This is a genomic window from Amycolatopsis deserti, assembly GCF_014653945.1.
GTDB classification, from domain to species: Bacteria; Actinomycetota; Actinomycetes; order Mycobacteriales; family Pseudonocardiaceae; genus Amycolatopsis_E; species Amycolatopsis_E deserti.
In genome coordinates, this window is record NZ_BNAU01000004.1 from 24,054 (window position 1) to 43,649 (window position 19,596).

Consider the following 19,596-nt stretch of genomic DNA (forward strand, 5'->3'; position numbering starts at 1 on the left):
AATGCTTGCCGCTCAACGGATCCGCCCGGCTTTGTCACGTGCGGTAGGAACTGGCGCGGCGGGATGCTCACGCCGGCGCGAGGGCCACCAGTTCGCCGCGCCCAGCCGGACCATGACGGCGGGCACGAGCAGGCAGCGGATCACGACCGCGTCCACCAGCACGGCGACCGTCAGCCCGACGCCGGCCTCGCGAACCACGCGACTGTCCACGAACGCGAACGCCGCGAACACCAGTGCCATGATCAGCGCGGCCGCGGTGATCGTCCGTCCGGTCGAGACGAGTCCCTCGACGATCGCGGTACGCGTGTGACCGGTGCGGCGCCAGTCTTCCTGGATACGCGAGATCAGGAAGACCTCGTAGTCCATCGACAGTCCGAACAGGCCGGCGAACAGGAACACCGGCAGGTACGGCTCGATCGGGCCGCCGAACACCGCCACCACTACGCCCAGCGTCGCGCCCGCGGTGAGCAGGTTCATCACCGCCGCGGTCAGCGGGATCAGCACGCTGCGGAACACCAGAGCCAGCAACAGCACCGAAATCGCCACGACGGCGGCGAGGAAGAGCGGTAACCGGCTGGTCACCGCCGCCGAGAAGTCGGTCTGCACGGCGACCGCGCCGCCGACGTGCCACCCCGGGCCGGTGACCTCGCGCAGCCAGGTCACCAGCTCGGCCGTGGCCGGATCGTCCGGGCCGGTGCGGGGCGTCACGGTGAGGACCGGTCCCTGCGGCGGGCTGACCCCAGCCCTGGTGGCGACGATCTCACGCAGGGCTTGGGTCGCCGCTGCGTCGGCTCGATCGGTGACGAGGACGAGCTGGGCGTTGGCGCCCGGGCCGAAACCCTCGGCGAGCAGCGTGTCGGCGATCTTCGTCGGACTGCCCGGCGGGTCGTGTCCGGCGCCGGGCACCCCCAGCCGCAGCACCAGCGCGGGCGCCGCCAGCACGGCGATGACCAGCACAGCGGCGATCGCGTAGGGCGCGGGACGCCGGGTGACCGAGCGGGCCAGCCCGGCCCAGCCGGGGCCCGGTGCGGAATGTCTGGGCAGCTTGCGCATGCCGGTGAGCCGGAGCAGCGCCGGGAGCAGTGTGAGCGCCGCGAGCATGGTGAGGGCGACCGCCGCGGCCGAGGTGATGGCGATGCCGTCGAGGAACGCCAAGCCGACGGTGAACATGCCGGCCAGCGAGACGCAAACGGTGACACCGGCGAAGACCACGCTGCGGCCGGACGTTTCCGCCGCGCGTTGCAGCGCTTCGGCCGGTGGCATACTTTCGCGCAGGCCCTGCCGGTACCGGGTGAGCACGAACAGCGCGTAGTCCACGCCGACACCGAGCCCGAGCAGCGCGGCGATCTCCGTGCTGATCTTCGGCACGGTCAGCACGTGCGACAGCAACACGACCACGGCCAGCGCCGAGCCGACCGACACCGCGGCGGTCACCACGGGCAGCACCACGCAGGTGAGCGAGCCGAACGTGATCAGCAGGACGATCGCGGCCGCGAGCAGGCCGATGCCGGCGTTGCCGAGGTTGGGCGCGCCGACGGTCATCGCGGCGAGCTGTCCCGAGACGCCGACGGTCAGGTTGTCGGATTGCGCGGCTTCGAGGAGTTCCTGGGCCGGCTCGGGGCCGAGTTGCTCGGCGGGGGCGTCGAAGTTGACGAGGATCACCGCGGTGCGCCGGTCGGCCGACACCAGTTCCGGTGCGGCGTAGGGCGAAACCACCTGCGTGACGCGGTCCACACGGGACAGTCTTCGGAGCAGCGGCTCGATCTGGTCCCGGGCGGTGTCGATCGTGCCCGTCGTGGCGATGACCACGCGTTCGGTGTCGCCCTTGGGCAGCAGCTCGGCGGCGCGCGTGCTGTCCGCGGCCGGCAACGCGACGGTGTCCCGGTACGCGGCGCCGGTGTGCTGCGCGGCGAGCACGAGACCGGCGAGTGCGAGCAGCCACCCGGCGATCACCCAGGGCGCGTGCCGGAAGCACCGCGACGCGAGTCCTGCCATCCACCTCCTCCCAACCTGGCCGGAGCGCCAAGCTAGCAACGGGTTCCGCGCCGGGAACAGGGGTGACGAGGTTTTTCGCTTGGCGGTGACACATTTTCCGCGACGGGTGCGTCCGGCCGTGACAGTCTCGACTAGCGAGCGTTGCGCGGTCCGGGAGGATGTGCGTTGATTCCGGACATGGCGACCAGTCAGGCACGCAGACTGTGGTTCTCGCTGCCCGCCGAGCTCGCCCGGCGGTTCCGCCCGCACGCGGACCGGCTGGCGACGAAGATCCTCGACGAGATCCAGCACGCGGTGCCCGAGTACGCCAAACCGCTGGAGGGGCAGTTCGGCGAGGTGATCGTGCGTGCGATCGAGCAGGCCGTGCTGAGCTGCCTGGACAGCATCGAGGACACGCGGTCCACATCGGACCACTGGGGCCGGATGTTCCACGAGGTCGGCAGGCGCGTCTACCACGACGGCGGGAGCCTGAACTCGTTGCAGGCCGCCTACCGCGCTGGTGGTCAGGCGGCGTGGCGGTACGTGTCGAGCTTCGGCCAGTCGATGCGCTTGCCGGTGCCGATGCTGTGCGTGAGCGCGGAGGCGATCTTCGCCTACGTGGACGAGATTTCGTCGTACTCGGTGGAGGGTTACACGCTGGCCCAGGCGCGGGCGACGGGCACGCTGGAACGTCGGCGGCGCCGGTTGCTGGAGCTGATCCTCGCCACGCCGCCGTCGTCACCGGCGGCCGTGGCGTCGATGGCGAAGGCGGCGCAGTGGGAGGTGCCCGAGTGGGTCACGGTGGTGGCGCTGGAACCGTTGGCGGAGGAGCAGTTCCCGCCCGTCCTCGGCGCGGACGTGTTGGTGGACCTGGAAGGCGCCTCACCGTGCCTTCTCACGCCCGACCCGGCGCGCGACCTGGCGGAGATGCCGCATTGGCGAGCGGCGGTGGGCCCGCGGGTGCGGGTGTCGGACGCCGCGACGTCGCTGCACTGGGCGCGGCGGACGCTGGAGCTGGTGGGAGCGGGTGTCATCCCGGCCGCGCCGGTGGTGCACAGCGCGGACCACCTGACGGCGTTGTGGTTGCTGCAGGACCGGTTCCTGCTGGACGAGCTGTCGGCGCGGGTACTGGCGCCGTTCGGCCCGCTGACGCCGAAGCAGCAGCTCCGGCTGGCCGAGACGCTGCTGGCGTGGGTCAAGTGCAACGGAAACACACTCGACATCGCTCGGCTGCTGGACATCCACCCGCAGACGGTGCGGTACCGGGTGGCCCAGCTCGGGGAGCTGTTCGGGGACCGCCTGGGCGACCCGGAGGAGCGGCTGAAGATGCAGATCACGCTGGAGGCGCACCACCTGCTGGGGACGCGGCCGGAGTAGGTGGTGCGGTCAGGAGAGCTCCGCGAGCACCTCGTCGGCGGTGCGGCGCCCGGACCGGACCGCGCCTTCCATGTAGCCGTTCCACTCGACGGCGTACTCCGCACCGGCCCAGTGGATCCGGCCGACCGGCTCGCGCAGGACATCTCCGTAGCTGGTCCACACGCCGGGCGCGAAGTGGGCGCCGTAGCAGCCGCGGGTGAACTCCTCGGCGCTCCAGTCCTTCTCGACGTAGGAGGTCGGGGCGGCGGCCTCGGGACCCAGGTACCTCTCGAAACAGGCGAGCACGGAACGGCGACGCTCGCCGTCCGGGAGCCGCTGCCAGCGACGCGCCTCGCCGCCTTCGACGAAACCGAGCAACACGCCGACCTCGGCCTCGGGCGGTGACACGTCGAAGGTCACCTTCACCGGCCCCTCGTCGGAGATCGCCTGGCCGTTGAGCCCCCGATCGCGCCAGAACGGCGTCGGGTACGAAGCGAAGACCTTGACCACGGTGCCGGCGGGGAGCTTCTGGGTCAGTTGGTCGCGCCAGGCCGGGAGCACCGGGTCGTAGTGCAGGCGCCCGGCGAGCGTCGGGGGGACGGCGACGATCACGCGCTGGGCGGACAGCGTCTCGCCGGAGCGCGTGGTGACCGTGACGCCCTGGTCGTCCTGGGCGATGGTGGCGACCGGGCAGCCCAGACGCACGTCGACCTTCTCCGCGAGCCGCTCGGAGACGAGCACCGAGCCTCCGACCACGCGGTCGCGCTGCGCGCCCTGGTCGACGGAGATGAGCGTCTCCAGGTCGGCGTTGCTCTTCGTGTAGAACAGCGCGTGGAGCAGCGAAATGTCCTGCGCGTCGGCGGCGAACAGCGCCTCGGCCACCACCCGGAAGTAGGCCCGGCCACTCGCGGTCCGCAGGTTGCGCCGGACCCACGACTCGTAGGTCTGGCCGTCGAGGACGGCTGCCTTCTTGTGCGTCCAGGGCTTCTCGAGGTCGATGCTGCGGGCGAGCCGCTGCCACCGGAGCAGTCCCTGGGCGAGGTCGGCGAGCGCGAACGGGTGCAACTTGGGGGTCGCGCCCTTGTGGCTGGCCAGGCGGGACCGCTTGCCGCCCAGCTGGAGCAGCAGTTCGCCCTCGTCGTTCCACGTCGGGAACGTCTCGAGGCCGAGCTCGTCGACGAGGGCGTACATCTCGTCGTGGCCCTCGCCGAGCCAGGTGCCGCCCAGCTCGATCGGCGCGCCCTCGATCTCCCCGCCCTCGGTGCGGCCGCCCACGCGGTCGCGCGCCTCCAGCACGGTCGCGGTCCGGCCGGCGGCAGCCAGCTTGCGCGCGGCGCTGAGGCCGGCCAGGCCCCCGCCCACCACGATGACGTCGACGTCCGGCATCCAGCTCACCCTCTCGAGGTCGAGTCAGTCGTATGACTGGTTTCATGGAGAGTAGGGCGGCGACGAGCCACCGACAAGGGGTCAGCTGGATTTTTCGCGCCGCACGCCGGCCAGCGACACCCACGTCTCGATCATCACGTCGAGGTCACCGCGCGAGCGGGCGTCGTCGGGGTCGCAGACGTGCTGCAGGATCAGCCCGTCGATCCCGGCCACGATGACCCGGGCGAGCTGGTCGAACGGCACCGCGCAGGTCTCCCCGGCCCGGCCGGCCGCCTGCCGGCACCACTCGGCGACGACGCCGCCGTAGCGCTCGTACTGCCAGCGGGCCAGGCTCTCCTGGCCGGCCGCCCGCAGGGCGTAGGTGGTCAGTTCGTACTGCATGAGCTGAAGGCCGGTGTGGCCGGAGACCAGCCGGGACCAGAAGCCGGCGACCCCCTCGCGGATCGCGTGCGCCAGCCCGTCCTCGAGCTGCGCGGATTCCTCGAGCACCTGGGCGATCTCGTGGACCACGTCCTCGATCACCGCACGCAGCAGCTGTTCCTTGGTGCGGAAGACGTACTGCATCGTGCCCAGCGGCACGCCCGCCTCCGCGGCGACGGCGCGCAGCGAGGTTTTCGCGACACCGTCGCGCGCGAGTGCGCTACGGGCCGCGGCGATCAGTTGCGCACGACGAACGGACGACTCGACATGTGCCACGGCAACCCCTCGGTTCGGTCAGGCGACCGAAATCGTGCCACACCGCCTCGCCGCCCGCTGCGACTACTCCTCGAGCTGCTCGCGGATCAGCTCCCGCTGCCACGGCGTCAGACGGCGCAACTGCAGGTCCAGCACCGCGCGCGCCTGCAGTTCGCTGACGCCGAGCACCCGCTCCACCGCCGCCTGCGCCGACGCCGGATCCGTCGACTCCCACAGGGCGTCCACCAGTTCGCGGCGCCGCTCGTAGACCGCCAGCAGTCCGCGCAGCACCGTGGCGCGGTCCTCCCGCGCCCGGCTCGCCCGGGAGCGGAAGAGCGCCGTGCGCAGGATGGACTTCCCGAACAGCTCCGAGTCCTCCGGCTGGTCCGCCATGACGCGCTGCTCCACCAGGTCGAACCCGGCGAAGATTTCGCGCAGGTCCTCCGCCGAATAGGCCAGGCCGCCGCCGAGGCTGCCTTGCGCGTACACCTCGGAATCGGACAACGCGGACCCGCCGTCGCCGAAGGTGACCAGCCCGAAGTGCCCGCCCGGGGCCAGCGCGCGCCGCAGCATCTCCACGTAGCTCAGCCGCCGGTGCGGCGCCAGGTGGTGGAAGCAGCCGGAGTCGTAGACCAGGTCGTAGCCGCCGCGCAACGACATCTCGAACACGTTCCCGCGATGGAACGTCACCGCAGCGCCCGCCGGCGTGCGCTCCCGCGCCCATGAGATCGCCTCGGCCGACATGTCGACCGCGTCCACGTCGAAGCCCCGCGCGGCCAGCCACCGCGCGTTGCGCCCCGCCCCGCACCCGACGTCCAGCGCCCGCCCCGGCTGGATCAGCCCGCGCTCGACCCAGGACACCAGGTTCTCGTCCGGCTTGTCCACGAGGAACGGCCCACTTCGGTCGGGGGAAACGCCGGGCGCGACCATCCCGTCGAGCAGGCGCAGCACGTCCTCGGCCGAGCGGATCTCGCGGGTCACCGGTCACCCCCAGAGGTCGGCGGGCGCCGGATCGGCCAGACCGTCATGGCCCGCACTCTGTCAGCGGCGCCCCGCTTCGGCAAGGCCGCCACGCCCGCCTCCCCGCCCGCGGTGTCCTGCTCGACCGAACCGGCGCTTACCCCGATGGCCCCGATCACCTCCCGGCCCCGGACCAGCGGGATCCCGCCGCCGAAGATGACCAGGCCGCCGTTGGTCACCGGGCGCGGCCGCCTCCCCCAGCTGGGCCGTCGTCATCTTCAGCAGCGCCGCCGTCCGCGCCTTGCGGATCGCGATGTCGATGCTGCCCAGGATCGCGCCGTCCTGCCGGGCGAACGCGATCAGGTGCCCGCCGTCGTCGACGACGGCCACGTTCATCGGCTGCCCGATCTCCTCGCCTTCGCGCGGGAGCACGACTGGAACTCGTTGATGGCGACTGCTTCGCCGGTGTCCTGTGTGGAGGTTGCGGCGGCCGGGGAGCGGCTGGATCCCGAGACGTACCAGTGGGCTTCGGCGTCGCTGAGCGTGCCGGTGGTGGACCACTGGTGGCAGACGGAAACGGGCTAAGCGATCGCGGCGAATCCGCGCGGCCTGGAGCCGCTGCCGCTGAAGCCGGGTTCGCCGAGCGTGCCGATGCCGGGATACGACGTGCGGATCCTGTCGGAGTCCGGTGCGGAGTTGCCGCGCGGGTCGGAGGGCGCGGTGTGCATCCGGTTGCCGCGATCCGGGAATCCCGAAGGGCCGCCAAGAGCCGCCCCGTCGACGATCGAGGACCCCGCGGTGCTGGACAAGCTGCGCGAGGTGCTGTCAGGGACGTAGGGATTCGCCGGTCGCCGGATCCACGATCGCGGTGATGTCCACGGTCCAGAAGAAGTCGATCTGCCTGTCGATGTCCGGGCTGATGTTGGTCGTGACGTGGGCGTACTCGTCGCCGAGGTCGTACCCCCAGGCGATGTTCCACACGTCCAGCCGCTTCCCGTCCCGCAGCACGACGTGCGTCAGGACGCCGTCGCGCTGCCGGAGCAGCTGGATGATCGCGTCATCCCGCGGCGGCGGCTTCGCGCGGACACCCTTGCCAAGTCGCCGTGCGCGATGCCGGATCCGCTGGGTTGCCCCGGCCTTGGCGAGGTGTTCCAGGAGGTCGATCAGCCCGGCGGTCGGGTAGCCATCATCCAGCCAATCCAGCGCGCGTTCCGGCCAGAACTGGCCACCCCACTCCAGCGCGAGCCTGAGGAGCCGGTCCCAGGGTGGCGGAGTCGGCGCCCCGGCGGTCAGCCGTGCGACGTCGGAGTAGCGCTGTTCGAGGACGGGGAGCAGTTCCCTCGGGTACTGTTCCAGCGGCCGGGAATCCTCCGCGGCGCGGCCGAGGACCCACCGCCCGTCACCAGCGAGGCCGAGGACCAGCCCGTGGTCGCCGACCCGCACCACCGGTTGCCAGCCGCCGCTTCCGTCCACACCGGAAGGGTAACCATCGGCCACCGCCGGGCGCACAGGTACGCACCGGAGGTGCCGGGCCACCGGCCGGCCCATCACGACCGGGTCGCGCGGCGGAGGTCCCTACCGACGACCAGCTGCCCTGGCCGGCGAACCGCTCAGGCCGCGGGTCCGCGGCCGAGGACCTGCACCGACGTCCGGCCCTTCCGGCTCGTCAGCGCGACGTCCACCCACGTGGCGTTGTTGGTGCGGTCGCTTTCCACGAACAGGCCCTGCGCGTCGGCTGTGGCGAGGAGTCTGTAGTGGCCATCGGGGAGGCCGGTGATGTCCACGAACTGGTCCGGCAGCGTCCATGCGTACCGGTCCGCCCAGCCGACCGACAACCCCATCGACACCGACAACCAGTCCCGCTTCCCGCAACCGCTCGCCGGGTACACTTTGGACCGCGGGGCGCCCTGCAGGGACCGCCGGTAGGAATTGGTGTCGTAGAAGCAGAAACCGGCCTTCGCGGACACGCTGACCACGCCGCCGTCCAGCCGCACGAGCTGGTAGGTCTCGAGGTCGCGGATGTGCCAGTGGTCGTGCCCGTCACCGCCGTACACGAGCCCGGCCGGCACCCCCACGTCCGCCCGCGAACCGTCCGCCCGCGGCACCCGCTGCACGACCCGGAACGGCGCGTCCACCGACGCCCGCGCGGCCTCGACCTCGAACGGCCCCCGCCCCACGTTGACGATCGTCGCCGAGAACCGGAGCTGCCGCTGCCCCGACGGGCCCGTCGTGACCTTCACGTCGGTGAGCGGCGCCATGCCGAGGTCCGGGCGCAGCTCTTCGGCCGCGCCGGCGACCCCCGGGGCGAGGATGAGCAGAACGGCCGCCATCGCGAGCGGCCCGATCCGGCGGAGCACGGTTACCTCCGGCAACAGTCAGTGGTCGCCGGAGACTCAACCCCAGCGCTGGGCACCTCGGGAAACCGAGTGCCCCCGACGGGGTTCGAACCCGCACTGAATCGATTTTAAGTCGACTGCCTCTGCCGGTTGGGCTACGGGGGCACCGTCAGCCTAGGCGAACGGCGCCCGCGACCCCAGCACAGGTCAGCACTTCACAGCCGGCCGCGCGGGTCAGGACTTCGAAGCCCGCGCGAACTCTTCCTTCGGGTTGTTGATCTGCCCCAGCGACACGACCTCGCGGCGGAACAGGCCGCCCAGCATCCAGTCCAGCAGGATGCGCACCTTGCGGTTGAACGTCGGCATCGCCTTGAGGTGGTAGCCCCGGTGGAACAGCCAGGCCGGGAAGCCCTTGATCTTGAGGTTCAGCGCGTCGGCCACGCCCTTGTGCAGGCCCAGCCCGGCCACCGCACCCAGGTTCTTGTGGAAGTAGTCCGTCGGCTGACCGCCGCGCAGCACCTTGATGATGTTCTTCGCCAGGTGCCGCGCCTGCCGGACCGCGTGCTGCGCGTTCGGCGGGCAGGTGGCCGTCGGGTCGGACTCGGTGCGCGACAGGTCCGGCACGGCGGCGTTGTCACCGGCGGTCCAGACGTCCGGGTGGCCGACGACCTGCAGCGCGGCGGTCGCCTCGACGCGGCCGCGCTTGTCGATCGGCAGGTCCGAGTTGGCCAGCACCGGGTTGGCCTTCACGCCCGCGGTCCAGATGATCGTGTCGCTGTCGAACTCGGTGCCGTCCGAGAGGACCACGCGGCCGTTCTCGAACGACTTCGCCGCGGTCGACAAGTAGACCTCGATGCCGCGCTTCTCCAGCTGCTCGACCGTCCACACGCCGAGGGTCTCGCGGACCTCGGGCAGGATCCGGCCGGCGGCCTCGACCAGCACCCAGCGGATGTCCTCCGGCTGGATGTTCTCGTAGTACCGCGTCGCGAACCGGGTCATGTCCTCGAGCTCGGCCAGCGCCTCGATGCCCGCGAACCCGCCGCCGACGACGGTGAAGGTGAGCAAGCGCTTGCGCAGCTCCGGATCCAGCGTGCTGGCCGCCTCGTCGAGCTTGGTCAGCACGTGGTTGCGCAGGTAGATGGCCTCACCGATGGTCTTGATGCCGATGCCCTCTTCGGCCAGGCCGGGGATCGGCAGCAGCCGCGGGACGGCGCCGAGCGCGACCACGAGCACGTCGTAGTTCAGCTGCTCGATGTGCCCGTCGGCGGCCTCGACCGTGACGGTCTTGCGCTCGTGCTCGATCTTGTTGACCCGCGCCGTGAGCACGTGGCAACGCTTGAGCACGCGCCGCAGCGGCACCACGACGTGGCGCGGTTCGATGGCCCCAGCCGCCGCTTCCGGCAGGAACGGCTGATAGGTCATGTGCGGCTGAGGGTCGACGATCGTCACGGAGGCTTCGTTGGCGCGGAGCTTCTTCTGGAGTCCCAACGCGGTGTAGAGCCCGACGTAACCGCCACCCAGAATGAGGATCCGAGTCGGTTCCGACTTCGCTGCGGCCATGGGCACATCTTCCCACTCCCACCAGCCGGGCGCTCGTAGACCCTCCCCACCTGTGACCAGGGTCGCGGACCTGCGCGAAACGATTCAGAGCAGCCCGGCCACCGCGGCCGCACGGCCCAGCACGTCGCGCAACATGGCCGGGGTGAGGCGTCCGGTGAAAGTGTTCTGCTGCGAGACGTGAAATGACCCAAAAAGGTGAAGATCCGGGCTTCCCGGCAGGACGATGTGAGCGCCGTGGCCGAACTTGGGCGCCGGTTTCGGCACCGTCCAGGTCTGCGCGAGCACCGGCAGCAGGGCCTGCCAGCCGAACGCGCCGAGCACCACGACCGCGCGGAGTGTCGGAAGTAACAGCTCGAACTCCCCCACCAGCCAGGGACGGCAGTTGTCCCGCTCGGAAGGCAGCGGCTTGTTGGCCGGCGGCGCGCACTTGACCGGCGCGGTGATCCGGACGCCCTTGAGCTCCAGGCCGTCGCCGATGTGGGTCGACGTCGGCTGGGACGCCAGGCCGAGGTCGTGAAGCGCCTGGTAGAGGAAGTCGCCCGAGCGGTCGCCGGTGAACATGCGGCCGGTGCGGTTGGCGCCGTGGGCGGCCGGCGCGAGCCCGACGATGGCCAGCGACGCGTCCGCCGGCCCGAACCCGGGCACCGGCCGTCCCCAGTACGTCCAGTCGGCGAAGGCGGCCCGTTTGGTCGCGGCGACCTCCTCGCGCCAGGCGACCAGGCGCGGGCAGCGGCGGCAACCGGTGACCGCGGTGTCCAGTTCGGCCAGGGTGCGGGGCTTTCGTCGGGTCACGGTGTCAGTGTGCTCCGCTAGGTTGGCGATCATGCCGGAAACCCCCGAAGAGGAGACGAAGACCGAGGCCGCGCCCGAACCGAGCGACGACCTCGTCACCACGCAGCACACTCTCACCGTCAAGCGGCGCAAACTCGCGTACACCGCCCAGACCGGACGAATCGTGCTGCGCAAGGAAGTGCACACCGACGGCAAGTTCGACGGTTACACCGCCAAGGCCGAGGTGTTCCTCACCTCCTACACGCTCGACGGCGCGGAGCCGGGATCGCGGCCGGTGACGTTCGCGTTCAACGGCGGCCCTGGCTCGGCGAGCGTGTGGCTGCACATGGGCGTGCTGGGGCCGCGCCGGGTCGTCTCCGGCGACGTCGACTCGCCCGAGCCGCCGCCGTACCGGGTGGTCGACAACCCGGAGACGCTGCTGGTGCACAGCGACCTGGTGTTCATCGACCCGGTGTCCACCGGTTACTCGCGGCCGAAGAAGGGCGAGAGCGCCAAGGACTTCCACGGGTTCACCGCGGACGTGGAGGCGGTCGCCGAGATCATCCGGCTGTGGACGTCGCGCAACGGCCGGTGGCTGTCGCCGAAGTACCTGGCCGGCGAGTCGTACGGCACACTGCGCGCGGCGGCGCTGGCCGGGCACCTGCAGGAGCGGCACGGGTTCTACCTGAACGGGCTGATGCTCATCAGTTCCGTGCTGGACATGGGCACGATCCGCTTCACCGAGGGCAACGACCAGCCGTACCCGCTGTTCGTGCCGACGTACGCGGCGATCGCGCACTACCACGGCAAGCACGGCAAGCGGAAGCTGGCGGACGTGCTGGCCGAGGCGGAGGAGTTCGCCGCGCGCGAGCTGCCGTGGGCGCTGCAGCGGGGTGCGCGGCTGACGCCGGAGGAGAAGGCCGCGGCGGTGCGGAAGCTGGCGTCGCTGACCGGGCTCGATGAGTCCTATGTGGACCGGGTGAACCTGCGGATCGAGCACGTGCGGTTCTTCACCGAGCTGCTGCGGGAGCGCGGGCTGACCACGGGCCGGATGGACGGCCGCTTCACGACGTGGGAGCCGGACGGCGGACGCGAGCTGATGAGCGACGACGCGTCGGTGTCGCGGATCATCGGGGCGTATTCGGCTGGTTTCAACCACTACGTCCGGTCCGAGCTGGGGTACGAGAACGACCTGCCGTACGAGGTCCTGTCGATGGACGTGGTGCGGAACTGGTCGTACTCGGAGTTCGAGGGGCGCGCGGTGTCGGCGGTGGAGGCGCTCAGCGCGGCGATGCGGGCGAACCCGCACCTGAAGGTGCACGTCGCACTGGGCTACTACGACGGCGCGACGCCCTACTACGCGGCCGAACACGTGCTGGCGCACCTGCAGATCCCGGAGAACCTGCGGGGCAACATCGAGTCGGCCTACTACCCGGCCGGGCACATGATGTACGTGCACGAGCCGTCGCGGCTCCAGCAGGCGAAGGACTTGGCCGACTTCGTGCGGTCGAGCAGCAACCGTTAGACGGGTGATCCGCCGGCCCGGGCGGGGCCGGCGGATCACCGCTATGGCGGTTCTCGTCGCGCGATCAGCTTTCGCAACTCACGCCAGTGAACGTTCTCGAAACGACCGTTCTGGCCGCGCCGATATCCCGTGGGTGAACGTTGATCAACCCGAAGAGGCGGACATGCGGCAGCGCAGCAGGAGAACGTGGCGGTGGGCGACCGCGCCCGGAGCGGTGGTGCTCCTGGCGGCCGTCGGTGCGTGCGGAACCGGAACCTCGCCGACAACGCCGGGTAGGCAGACCGCGAGCAGTTCGGTGGCTCCGGTGAGCGCGCCGAGTTCCGCGGCACGCACCTCGGCGGAGCTGATCACCGTGCCCGACGTGTCCGGGCTGAACCACCAGCAGGCCCAAGACACGATGCAGGCCGCGGGCCTGTACAACCTGCGCGAAGTCGACGGGAAGGGCCTGGGCCGGGTGCTCGTCGTCGACAGCAACTGGGTTCAGGTCGGCCAGGACCCACCCGCGGGCACGAAGGTCACCGCCGACACGGTGATCACCCTGACCGCGATCAAGTACACCGACCGCTGAACAGGGGCAACAATCGTTGAGAATGCTCCGTTCGGAGCAGTGAGCCACCGCCGGACGGGGAATCCGACAGGCATGACGGAGAAGCCGGACCCAGCGGTGCTCGCTTCGATGCGACACCGCCTCCGCGTGGGCTCGACCCTGGTGACGGTCGCTCTGCTCGCAGCGGTGCTGGCCGTCGCCATCGGCTGGGTGAGCATCTCCGCGGCCGCCGCTCCTATCGCGGGTCTCGCTGTCGGAGCCGGCATCGGCTGGTGGCAGTACGCGCAGAGCCGCTCGGCATGAGAAAGGCCGCTCCCACCGCGGGAGCGGCCCCTCCACAACTCAGCGGCGCAGCTCCGCACCTCAGCCGCGCAGGTAGGCGCCTCCTCGCGTCACCGCGGCGTACGCGTCCACCGCGCCGTGGCCGTAGAAGCCGTTGAACGACGGCGTCCCCTGGCAGGTCGCCGTGTACGTGGCGTCGCGGCCCTCGTCCAGGTAGTCCACCGTCGGCGGCACCGGGCACGCCATCTCAGCCGCCGTGCCCTCGATCACCCGCTGCACCGCGTCGGGGCTCATCGTGATCCCGCCGCGGCCCGCCCGGCCGTACTCGGACACGATCAGCGCCGCCACGCCCGTCGCGTGCGGGGTGGCCATCGACGTGCCCTGCAGGAACTGGTAGTACGCGACCCGGCCGTCCTTCGTGACCGCCTTCTGCACGCCCGCGGCCACACCATCCGGCGTCACGTTGCCGTCCGCGTCGATCATGCCCTCCGCGACACCGACGTTGCGCGGGTACGCGGACAGGATCATGTTCTCGTTGGTGCGGTACCAGTCCGTGCCGAACCCGTCGCGGAAGAAGCCGCCCGGCGCGGACACCGAGATCTGCTCCAGACCGTAGTTCGAGTAGTCCGCCTTCGCGCCGGACGGGCCGAACGCGGAGACCCCGATGGTGTGCGGACCCTCGACCGGCAACGACAGGCAGGTCGCGTTGTCGATCGTGCGCGGGTGCGCCGACGACGCCGGGTAGTCCGGGCTCGTCGTGTCCGGCTGCGGCGCGCCCAGGTCGGTGTGCTGGTTGCCCAGCGCCGCGACCTCGGTGACGCCCTTGCGGTAGGCGTAGTTCATCGCCCGCGTCATGGCCTCGGTGATCGTGCGCTGCTCGATCTGCTGCTCGGCCGAGTCGGCCGGGTTCGACGCGCAGTTGTAGAGCCACGGGTCCACGTAGAAGCTCATGTTGACCACGTCGATGCCCGCGTCGCCGGCGTAGGTCAGCGCGTCGACGACCGGCTGGAGGAAGAAGAGCCCGTAGTCCTGGCCAGCGCGCAGGTTCACGATCGTCACGTTCGGGGCGACGCCGGAGATGCCGAACCCGTCCGCGGCCGCGGCGATCGTGCCGGCGACGTGCGTGCCGTGCCCGTTGTCGTCGTGGTCGGCGGGGTCGACGCAGCCGCGGAACTCGCACGGCCCGTCCACGACCGCGCCGGTCGGGTCGGTCGGGATGTCGCGGGTGAAGTTGCGGGACGCGGCGCGGTCGAAGTTGGGGGCGATGTCGGGGTGCGAACCGTCGACACCGGTGTCGATGATGCCGACCTTGACGCGCTTGTCGCCCGGCTGCACGGTGCGCGCCATGTCCGAGCGCACCGACTTCAGGCCCCACAGCTGGTCGTCCAGCGGATCGGTGCCGGTGGCGCCGGTGGTCGCGCCGCTGCTCTTCGGCGCCTGGCGGCCTTCCTTCTCCACGTCGGACCGCTTCGGTGCGACCTTCCCCGTGGGCGCCTGGCCGATCGCGATCGCCTTCGCCGCGCCGTAGACGTCCTCGTCGGCCGACACGCGCTGCACGAAACCGTTCGCCGGGGCGCTCGCGGTGATCAGGCCGACCGCTTCGTTGGTGCGCAACACGGTTCCGCCGGCCTCGCGGATGGCCTGCTCGGCGGCGGCGACGCTCTGTTCACCGGCGGCCAGCACGGTGAACTCCGTGGCCGGCCCGGACAGCGCGGCGGGTTGGGCACTCGCGCTGGGAAGAACGACGGCCCCGCCGATCAGCGGGACCGCGAGCGCCGCGATGAGCAACCTGGTTCGTCTCAAGGAACTCCTCCTCATCCGGGTGAAGAGGAAGTTACCTCCGCGAACGGGCGAACCGGTACGAAAACCCTACCTTCGTCGGGTCCCGAACAGGCCGCGCGTGATCTCCCGGCCGAGCGAACTCGCCGCGGAGCGGACGAACGAGCGGACGGCCGGGTTGTCCATCGCCTGCCGCAGGAACCCGGGTTCGGCCTTCTCCGGTTCCCGCTCGGGTGCCCGCTCGGGTGCCCGCTCCGGCTCAGCCGGTGCGACCCGGGCCGCGAGGCGCTCGTAGGCGGACTCCCGGTCGATCGTCTCCCCGTACTTCGCCCACAGCTGCGAGGCGCCGGCCGCGGCTCGCACCGCCTCCGCCCCGATCGAGCCCATCTTCGACCGCGGCGCGCGCAGCAAGGTCCAGGCCACCGGCGTGGGCACCCCGCGCTCGGACAGCACGGTCACGATCGCTTCGCCGATCCCCAGGCTGGTCAGGGCCTTCTCCAGGTCGTAGGCGTCGGTGACCGGATAGGTCTTGACGGTCCGGCTCAGCGCCTTCTGGTCGTCCGGGGTGAAGGCGCGCAGCGCGTGCTGGATCCGCGCGCCGAGCTGGGACAGCACCGCGTTCGGCACGTCGGTGGGCAGCTGGGTGCAGAAGAACACCCCGATGCCCTTGGAGCGGATCAGCTTCACGGTCTGCTCGATCCGGTCCAGGAACGCACTGGACGCGCCGTCGAAGAGCAGGTGCGCCTCGTCGAAGAAGAACACCAGTTTGGGCGCGTCCAGGTCGCCTTCCTCGGGGAACTCCTCGAACAGCTCCGCGAGCAGCCACATCAGGAACGTGGAGAACAACGCCGGCTTGGACTGCAACTCGTCCAGCTCGAGCAGGTTGAGCACGCCGCGCCCGTCCACCTGCCGGGTCAGGTCCCGCACGTCGAGCTCCGGCTCGCCGAAGAACTCCGCGCCGCCCTGGGCCTCCAGGTTGGACAGCGCGCGCAGGATGACCCCGGCGGTGGCCGGGGCGACCCCGCCGATGCCCTTGAGGTCGTCCTTGCCCTCGTCGCTGGTCAGGTGCGTGATCACCGACCGCAGGTCCTTGAGGTCCAGTAGCGCCAGTCCGCGCTGGTCGGCCCAGTGGAAGATCAGGCCGAGCGTCGACTCCTGCGTCTCGTTGAGACCGAGCACCTTGGACAGCAGGATCGGGCCGAAGCTGGTGATCGTCGCGCGGATCGGCACGCCCTTGCCGCCGGTGCCGAGCGACAGGAACTGGACCGGGAACGCCTCGGGCCGCCAGTCGTCCCCGGTCTGCTCCGACCGTTTCGTGACGCGGTCGCCCGCCGCCCCGGCCCCGGGTTCGGCGAGGCCGGACAGGTCGCCCTTGACGTCGGCGAGCACCACCGGCACCCCCGCCGCGGACAGCTGCTCGGCCAGCAGCTGGAGCGTCTTGGTCTTGCCGGACCCGGTGGCGCCGGCGACCAGCCCGTGGCGGTTGAGCATCGCCAGCGGCAGCCGGACCGCGGCGCCCGGATCGGGCGTGCCGTCGATCATGACGGCGCCGAGTTCGAGGGCCTTGCCGTCGGTCGCGTACCCCGCCGCGATCTCCTGTGCCTTGGTCATGCCGGCCTCCCCGCGTCTGCGCGCGGCCAGCGTAAGCCGGTTCCGGCGAATTCGCAGCTCAGGCCAATCCGCGGTTCAGGCGAGCGAGAGGGCGATCCCGTCGAGGATGTCGTGCTCGCTGACCACCAGTTCGGCCGGTCCGCCGCGGCGGCCGATCTCCTCGGCGAGGATCTGCACGATCAGCCCGCCGCCGCCGATGACGTCGACCCGGCCGGGGTGGATCACCGGGTTCGCGGCGCGCGCCTCGTGGTCGGCCTCCAGCAGCTGGCCGGACACGCGGGTGATGTCGACCGGGGTGAGCCGCGACAGGTGCGTCCGCTCCGAGTCGTACTCGGGCAGGCCCTGGGCCACCGCCGACAGCGTGGTCACCGTGCCCGCGACGCCGATCCACGTCCGGGCCTTCGACACGTCCACCACGTCGAACGCCTCGGCCAGCACGCCGGTCGCGAACTCGCGCGCGGCGACGATCTCGTTGGAGGTGGGCGGGTCCGACTTCAGCGCCCGCTCGGTGATCCGCACGCAGCCGATGTCCACCGACTTGGCCGCGGTGATCGACGCGCGCTTGCCGTCCCAGTCGCCGAGCACCAGCTCGGTCGAGCCGCCGCCGACGTCGACCACCAGGAACGGGCCGTCGTCGGGGTCCTGCTCGCCGACCGCGCCCAGGAACGAGAGCCGGGCCTCCTCGTCGCCGGAGATCACCTCGGCCTCGACGCCCAGCACCTCGCGCGTCATGGCGAAGAACTCGTCGCGGTTGCTCGCGTCGCGGGTCGCGGAGGTGGCGACCATGCGCACCTTCTCCACGCCCTTGCGGCGCGCGGCGATGGTGTAGTCCTTGAGCGCGTCGCGGGTGCGCTCCAGCGCCTCGGGGGCCAGCCGGCCGGTCGCGTCCACACCCTGCCCGAGCCGCACGATCCGCATCTCCCGATGCAGGTCACGCAGGTCGAAGGTGCCGTCGTGACGCTCGGTCAGCTCGGCCACCAGCAGACGGATGGAGTTCGTTCCACAGTCGATCGCGGCAACACGGGGCATGCGCCCACCCTACGGGGTGGGCCGGGTCGTCGATCCCGTGGTCGAGGTCTCCGCCTCCGTCTCCGGCGGCCCGCACGGGGACGGCGTCTCCGAGGCCGGGGGTGTCGTGGTGGTCGTGGTCGAGGTCGGCGACGTGGTGGTCTCGCAGGTCGGCGAGGTTTCCGGTGGTGTCGTGGTCGTCGTGGTGGTGGTTGTGGTGGTGGTCGTCGTCGTGGTGCCGCCGGTGGTCGTGGTCGTGTTCAGGTCGGTGCGCCCGGCCGGTGAGGGCAGCGTGGTGACCGGTGGGGCCGCGAGGATCGACGGCGGCGGCGCCACCGGGGGCGGGGTGGGGACGGCGGTCGCGGAGGGCGCGCCGATCGGCACCTCGCTGTCCGGCAGCAGGGCGACGCCGCTGCGGTAGGCCTCGGCCCAGCGGATCACGGTTTCCACGTAGGCGTCGGAGTTGTTGTAGCGGTAGATGGCGGCGCGCAGCTGGGCCGGGTCGGCGAGGTCCAGACCTCCGGAGCACAGGTAGCGGGCGGTGGCCAGGGTGGCGTCGTAGATGTTGTTCGGGTCGGCGACGCCGTCGTGGTTGCCGTCGGCGGCGTAGAAGTTCCAGGTGGTCGGGATGAACTGGGTGGGGCCGACCGCGCGGTCCCACACCGTGTCGCGGTCCCAGCGGCCGCCGTCGCTGTCCGGGATCGCGGCCACCGGGCCGACGCCGTTGAGCTGCGGGCCGAGGATCGGCTCGCGGGTGGTGCCGTTCGCGTCGACGTACCCGCCGCGCGCGTGGTTGGACTCGATGCGGCCGATGCTCGCGATCAGGGCCCAGTCGATGTGGCACTCCGGGCGTTCTCGGGTCATCAGGTCGGCCGCGTTGCGGTAGGCCTTGAGGGCGGTGCCGGGGATGCCGAGGGGGCCGGTGGGGAGGTCCTCGGGCGGCACCGGTTCCGGCGGTTTGGGCAGTTCGCCGTTGACGCTGACGCGCAGGATCTCCGGCGGTGACCCCTGGACCGGACCGACCGCGCGGCTCTGGTCGACCGGCGTGGTGGTCGACCAGGTTTCGGTGCCCCCGCTTGCCAGGCCGGCCGGGATGACGGCGAGGACGCCCCCCATCGCGGCGAGGGTGGTCTTGTGGGCGAGGCCGATTCTTCGCGCCTTGCGGCGGGCGGCCCTCACACGAGTCCGGCGCACATTCTCTTCCCTCCCCGAGCAGACGACACATCCGATGCTGAACCGCGGGATGTGAAGTCCGTGTTACCGAAAGGTGCATCGCGTAGAGGGGGCGGAAGTGTTAGCCGGAAGTTCCGCAGTAGGTGGGGTTTTTTATCGGCCGGGTGCGGGTTTTGGTTGGTACGAACGGACCATTGGTGCGGGTGCGAGTGGGAATCTCGTGGAGCCTCGGTCTGCCGGTGGTGTGCCGTTGAACGGTCCTTTCAAGTGGTGCGGTGGTTGGGCCGTTCGGCGGTGTGCGAGCCGGCCGGTCGCGCGGGTGCGAATGGTCAGGTCACGCGGGTGCGAGTGGCCGGGTCGCGCGGGTGCGAGCGGTGCACCCGCGAGCGTGCAAGTGGTCAACTCGCGCCGGTGCGAGTGGTCCATCCGCGAGCGGCCAGTTCACGCGGGCGCGAACGGTCAGCTCACGCAGGCGCGGGCGGTCAGGTCGCGCGGGTGCGAGCGGTCAGGTCGCGCAGGCGCGAGTGATCAACTCGCGCAGGTGCGAATGGTCAGGTCACGCAGGCGCGAGCGGTCACCTCGCGCGGGTGCGAGCGGTCCACCCGCGAGCATGCGAATGGTCAACTCGCGCCGGTGCGAGTGGTCCATCCGCG

At 71.1% G+C, this 19,596-nt stretch carries 16 protein-coding genes, 1 tRNA gene and 2 pseudogenes; 5 read left to right on the top strand and 14 right to left on the bottom strand.

Features of this window, described 5'->3' with window-relative positions:
- Nucleotides 1-12 precede the first annotated feature (12 nt).
- Entirely contained in the window at nt 13-1,995 is a 1,983-nt protein-coding gene (locus IE290_RS18015) for an MMPL family transporter (protein ID WP_191245809.1), read from the bottom strand.
- A gap of 177 nt (nt 1,996-2,172) precedes the next feature.
- Here IE290_RS18015 and IE290_RS18020 point away from each other — a divergent pair, with 177 nt between their 5' ends.
- The gene (locus IE290_RS18020; protein ID WP_191245810.1) at nt 2,173-3,351 is read left to right on the top strand and encodes a PucR family transcriptional regulator; all 1,179 of its coding nucleotides are present in this window, start codon (nt 2,173-2,175) and stop codon (nt 3,349-3,351) included.
- A gap of 9 nt (nt 3,352-3,360) precedes the next feature.
- Here IE290_RS18020 and IE290_RS18025 read toward each other — a convergent pair whose 3' ends face one another.
- From IE290_RS18025 to IE290_RS38560, 4 genes and pseudogenes are all read right to left on the bottom strand, one after another.
- Complete coding sequence (locus IE290_RS18025) at nt 3,361-4,716, bottom strand: flavin monoamine oxidase family protein (RefSeq protein WP_191245811.1); 1,356 nt, start codon at nt 4,714-4,716, stop codon at nt 3,361-3,363.
- An 81-nt stretch (nt 4,717-4,797) separates the two neighbouring features.
- On the bottom strand, nt 4,798-5,412 hold the full coding sequence (locus IE290_RS18030; RefSeq protein WP_191245812.1) for a TetR/AcrR family transcriptional regulator: 615 nt from the start codon (nt 5,410-5,412) through the stop codon (nt 4,798-4,800).
- A 63-nt stretch (nt 5,413-5,475) separates the two neighbouring features.
- Nucleotides 5,476-6,372 (bottom strand): class I SAM-dependent methyltransferase, encoded by an 897-nt coding sequence (locus tag IE290_RS18035; protein ID WP_191245813.1) that lies wholly within the window; start codon nt 6,370-6,372, stop codon nt 5,476-5,478.
- Nucleotides 6,369-6,747 (bottom strand): annotated as a pseudogene (locus IE290_RS38560) (GlcG/HbpS family heme-binding protein). Before IE290_RS38560 ends, IE290_RS18035 begins: the two are co-directional and overlap by 4 nt.
- Nucleotides 6,748-6,840: 93 nt before the next feature.
- Between IE290_RS38560 and IE290_RS18045 the strand changes: the two are divergent.
- Nucleotides 6,841-7,131: pseudogene (locus tag IE290_RS18045) on the top strand (AMP-binding protein); the annotation flags it as partial.
- Between the two features lie 45 nt (nt 7,132-7,176).
- Here IE290_RS18045 and IE290_RS18050 read toward each other — a convergent pair.
- From IE290_RS18050 to IE290_RS18070, 5 genes are all read right to left on the bottom strand, one after another.
- Nucleotides 7,177-7,824 carry a hypothetical protein gene (locus IE290_RS18050; protein ID WP_191245814.1) on the bottom strand — a complete coding sequence of 216 codons (648 nt, stop codon included), beginning with the start codon at nt 7,822-7,824 and terminating at the stop codon, nt 7,177-7,179.
- A gap of 137 nt (nt 7,825-7,961) precedes the next feature.
- Nucleotides 7,962-8,708, bottom strand: coding sequence for a lysyl oxidase family protein (locus tag IE290_RS18055; RefSeq protein WP_191245815.1), 747 nt, complete (start codon nt 8,706-8,708; stop codon nt 7,962-7,964).
- A gap of 70 nt (nt 8,709-8,778) precedes the next feature.
- Nucleotides 8,779-8,852: transfer RNA gene (locus IE290_RS18060), tRNA-Leu, on the bottom strand.
- Nucleotides 8,853-8,921: 69 nt separating this feature from the next.
- Nucleotides 8,922-10,247, bottom strand: a complete 1,326-nt coding sequence (locus tag IE290_RS18065) for an NAD(P)/FAD-dependent oxidoreductase (RefSeq protein ID WP_191245816.1) — start codon at nt 10,245-10,247, stop codon at nt 8,922-8,924.
- An 84-nt stretch (nt 10,248-10,331) separates the two neighbouring features.
- On the bottom strand, nt 10,332-11,072 hold the full coding sequence (locus IE290_RS18070; protein WP_191245817.1) for a uracil-DNA glycosylase: 741 nt from the start codon (nt 11,070-11,072) through the stop codon (nt 10,332-10,334).
- Here IE290_RS18070 and IE290_RS18075 point away from each other — a divergent pair.
- From IE290_RS18075 to IE290_RS18085, 3 genes are all read left to right on the top strand, one after another.
- Nucleotides 11,071-12,543 (top strand): S10 family peptidase, encoded by a 1,473-nt coding sequence (locus IE290_RS18075; protein ID WP_191245818.1) that lies wholly within the window; start codon nt 11,071-11,073, stop codon nt 12,541-12,543. The genes IE290_RS18070 and IE290_RS18075 overlap by 2 nt on opposite strands.
- Before the next feature lie 304 nt (nt 12,544-12,847).
- Nucleotides 12,848-13,111 (top strand): PASTA domain-containing protein, encoded by a 264-nt coding sequence (locus IE290_RS18080; protein ID WP_229874577.1) that lies wholly within the window; start codon nt 12,848-12,850, stop codon nt 13,109-13,111.
- Nucleotides 13,112-13,183: 72 nt separating this feature from the next.
- Nucleotides 13,184-13,393: a hypothetical protein gene (locus IE290_RS18085; protein WP_191245819.1), complete on the top strand. Its 210-nt coding sequence runs from the start codon at nt 13,184-13,186 to the stop codon at nt 13,391-13,393.
- Between the two features lie 60 nt (nt 13,394-13,453).
- On the opposite strand, the gene IE290_RS18090 is transcribed toward IE290_RS18085, so the two are convergent.
- From IE290_RS18090 to IE290_RS18105, 4 genes are all read right to left on the bottom strand, one after another.
- On the bottom strand, nt 13,454-15,175 hold the full coding sequence (locus IE290_RS18090) for a S8 family serine peptidase (protein ID WP_444541893.1): 1,722 nt from the start codon (nt 15,173-15,175) through the stop codon (nt 13,454-13,456).
- Between the two features lie 66 nt (nt 15,176-15,241).
- Nucleotides 15,242-16,762: a helicase HerA-like domain-containing protein gene (locus tag IE290_RS18095; protein WP_191245821.1), complete on the bottom strand. Its 1,521-nt coding sequence runs from the start codon at nt 16,760-16,762 to the stop codon at nt 15,242-15,244.
- A gap of 75 nt (nt 16,763-16,837) precedes the next feature.
- Entirely contained in the window at nt 16,838-17,791 is a 954-nt protein-coding gene (locus IE290_RS18100; RefSeq protein WP_191245822.1) for a Ppx/GppA phosphatase family protein, read from the bottom strand.
- A 9-nt stretch (nt 17,792-17,800) separates the two neighbouring features.
- Nucleotides 17,801-18,886, bottom strand: coding sequence for a lytic transglycosylase domain-containing protein (locus IE290_RS18105; RefSeq protein ID WP_229874578.1), 1,086 nt, complete (start codon nt 18,884-18,886; stop codon nt 17,801-17,803).
- Nucleotides 18,887-19,596 lie beyond the last annotated feature (710 nt).

Excerpts from the sequence above, each read along its gene's own strand:
- IE290_RS18015 (WP_191245809.1), bottom strand. The coding sequence starts at position 1,995 with ATGGCAGGACTCGCGTCGCGGTGCTTCCGGCACGCGCCCTGGGTGATC.
- IE290_RS18020 (WP_191245810.1), top strand. The coding sequence starts at position 2,173 with ATGGCGACCAGTCAGGCACGCAGACTGTGGTTCTCGCTGCCCGCCGAG.
- IE290_RS18025 (WP_191245811.1), bottom strand. The coding sequence starts at position 4,716 with ATGCCGGACGTCGACGTCATCGTGGTGGGCGGGGGCCTGGCCGGCCTC.
- IE290_RS18065 (WP_191245816.1), bottom strand. The coding sequence starts at position 10,247 with ATGGCCGCAGCGAAGTCGGAACCGACTCGGATCCTCATTCTGGGTGGC.
- IE290_RS18075 (WP_191245818.1), top strand. The coding sequence starts at position 11,071 with ATGCCGGAAACCCCCGAAGAGGAGACGAAGACCGAGGCCGCGCCCGAA.
- IE290_RS18070 (WP_191245817.1), bottom strand. The coding sequence starts at position 11,072 with ATGATCGCCAACCTAGCGGAGCACACTGACACCGTGACCCGACGAAAG.
- IE290_RS18085 (WP_191245819.1), top strand. The coding sequence starts at position 13,184 with ATGACGGAGAAGCCGGACCCAGCGGTGCTCGCTTCGATGCGACACCGC.
- IE290_RS18095 (WP_191245821.1), bottom strand. The coding sequence starts at position 16,762 with ATGACCAAGGCACAGGAGATCGCGGCGGGGTACGCGACCGACGGCAAG.
- IE290_RS18100 (WP_191245822.1), bottom strand. The coding sequence starts at position 17,791 with ATGCCCCGTGTTGCCGCGATCGACTGTGGAACGAACTCCATCCGTCTG.
- IE290_RS18105 (WP_229874578.1), bottom strand. The coding sequence starts at position 18,886 with ATGGGGGGCGTCCTCGCCGTCATCCCGGCCGGCCTGGCAAGCGGGGGC.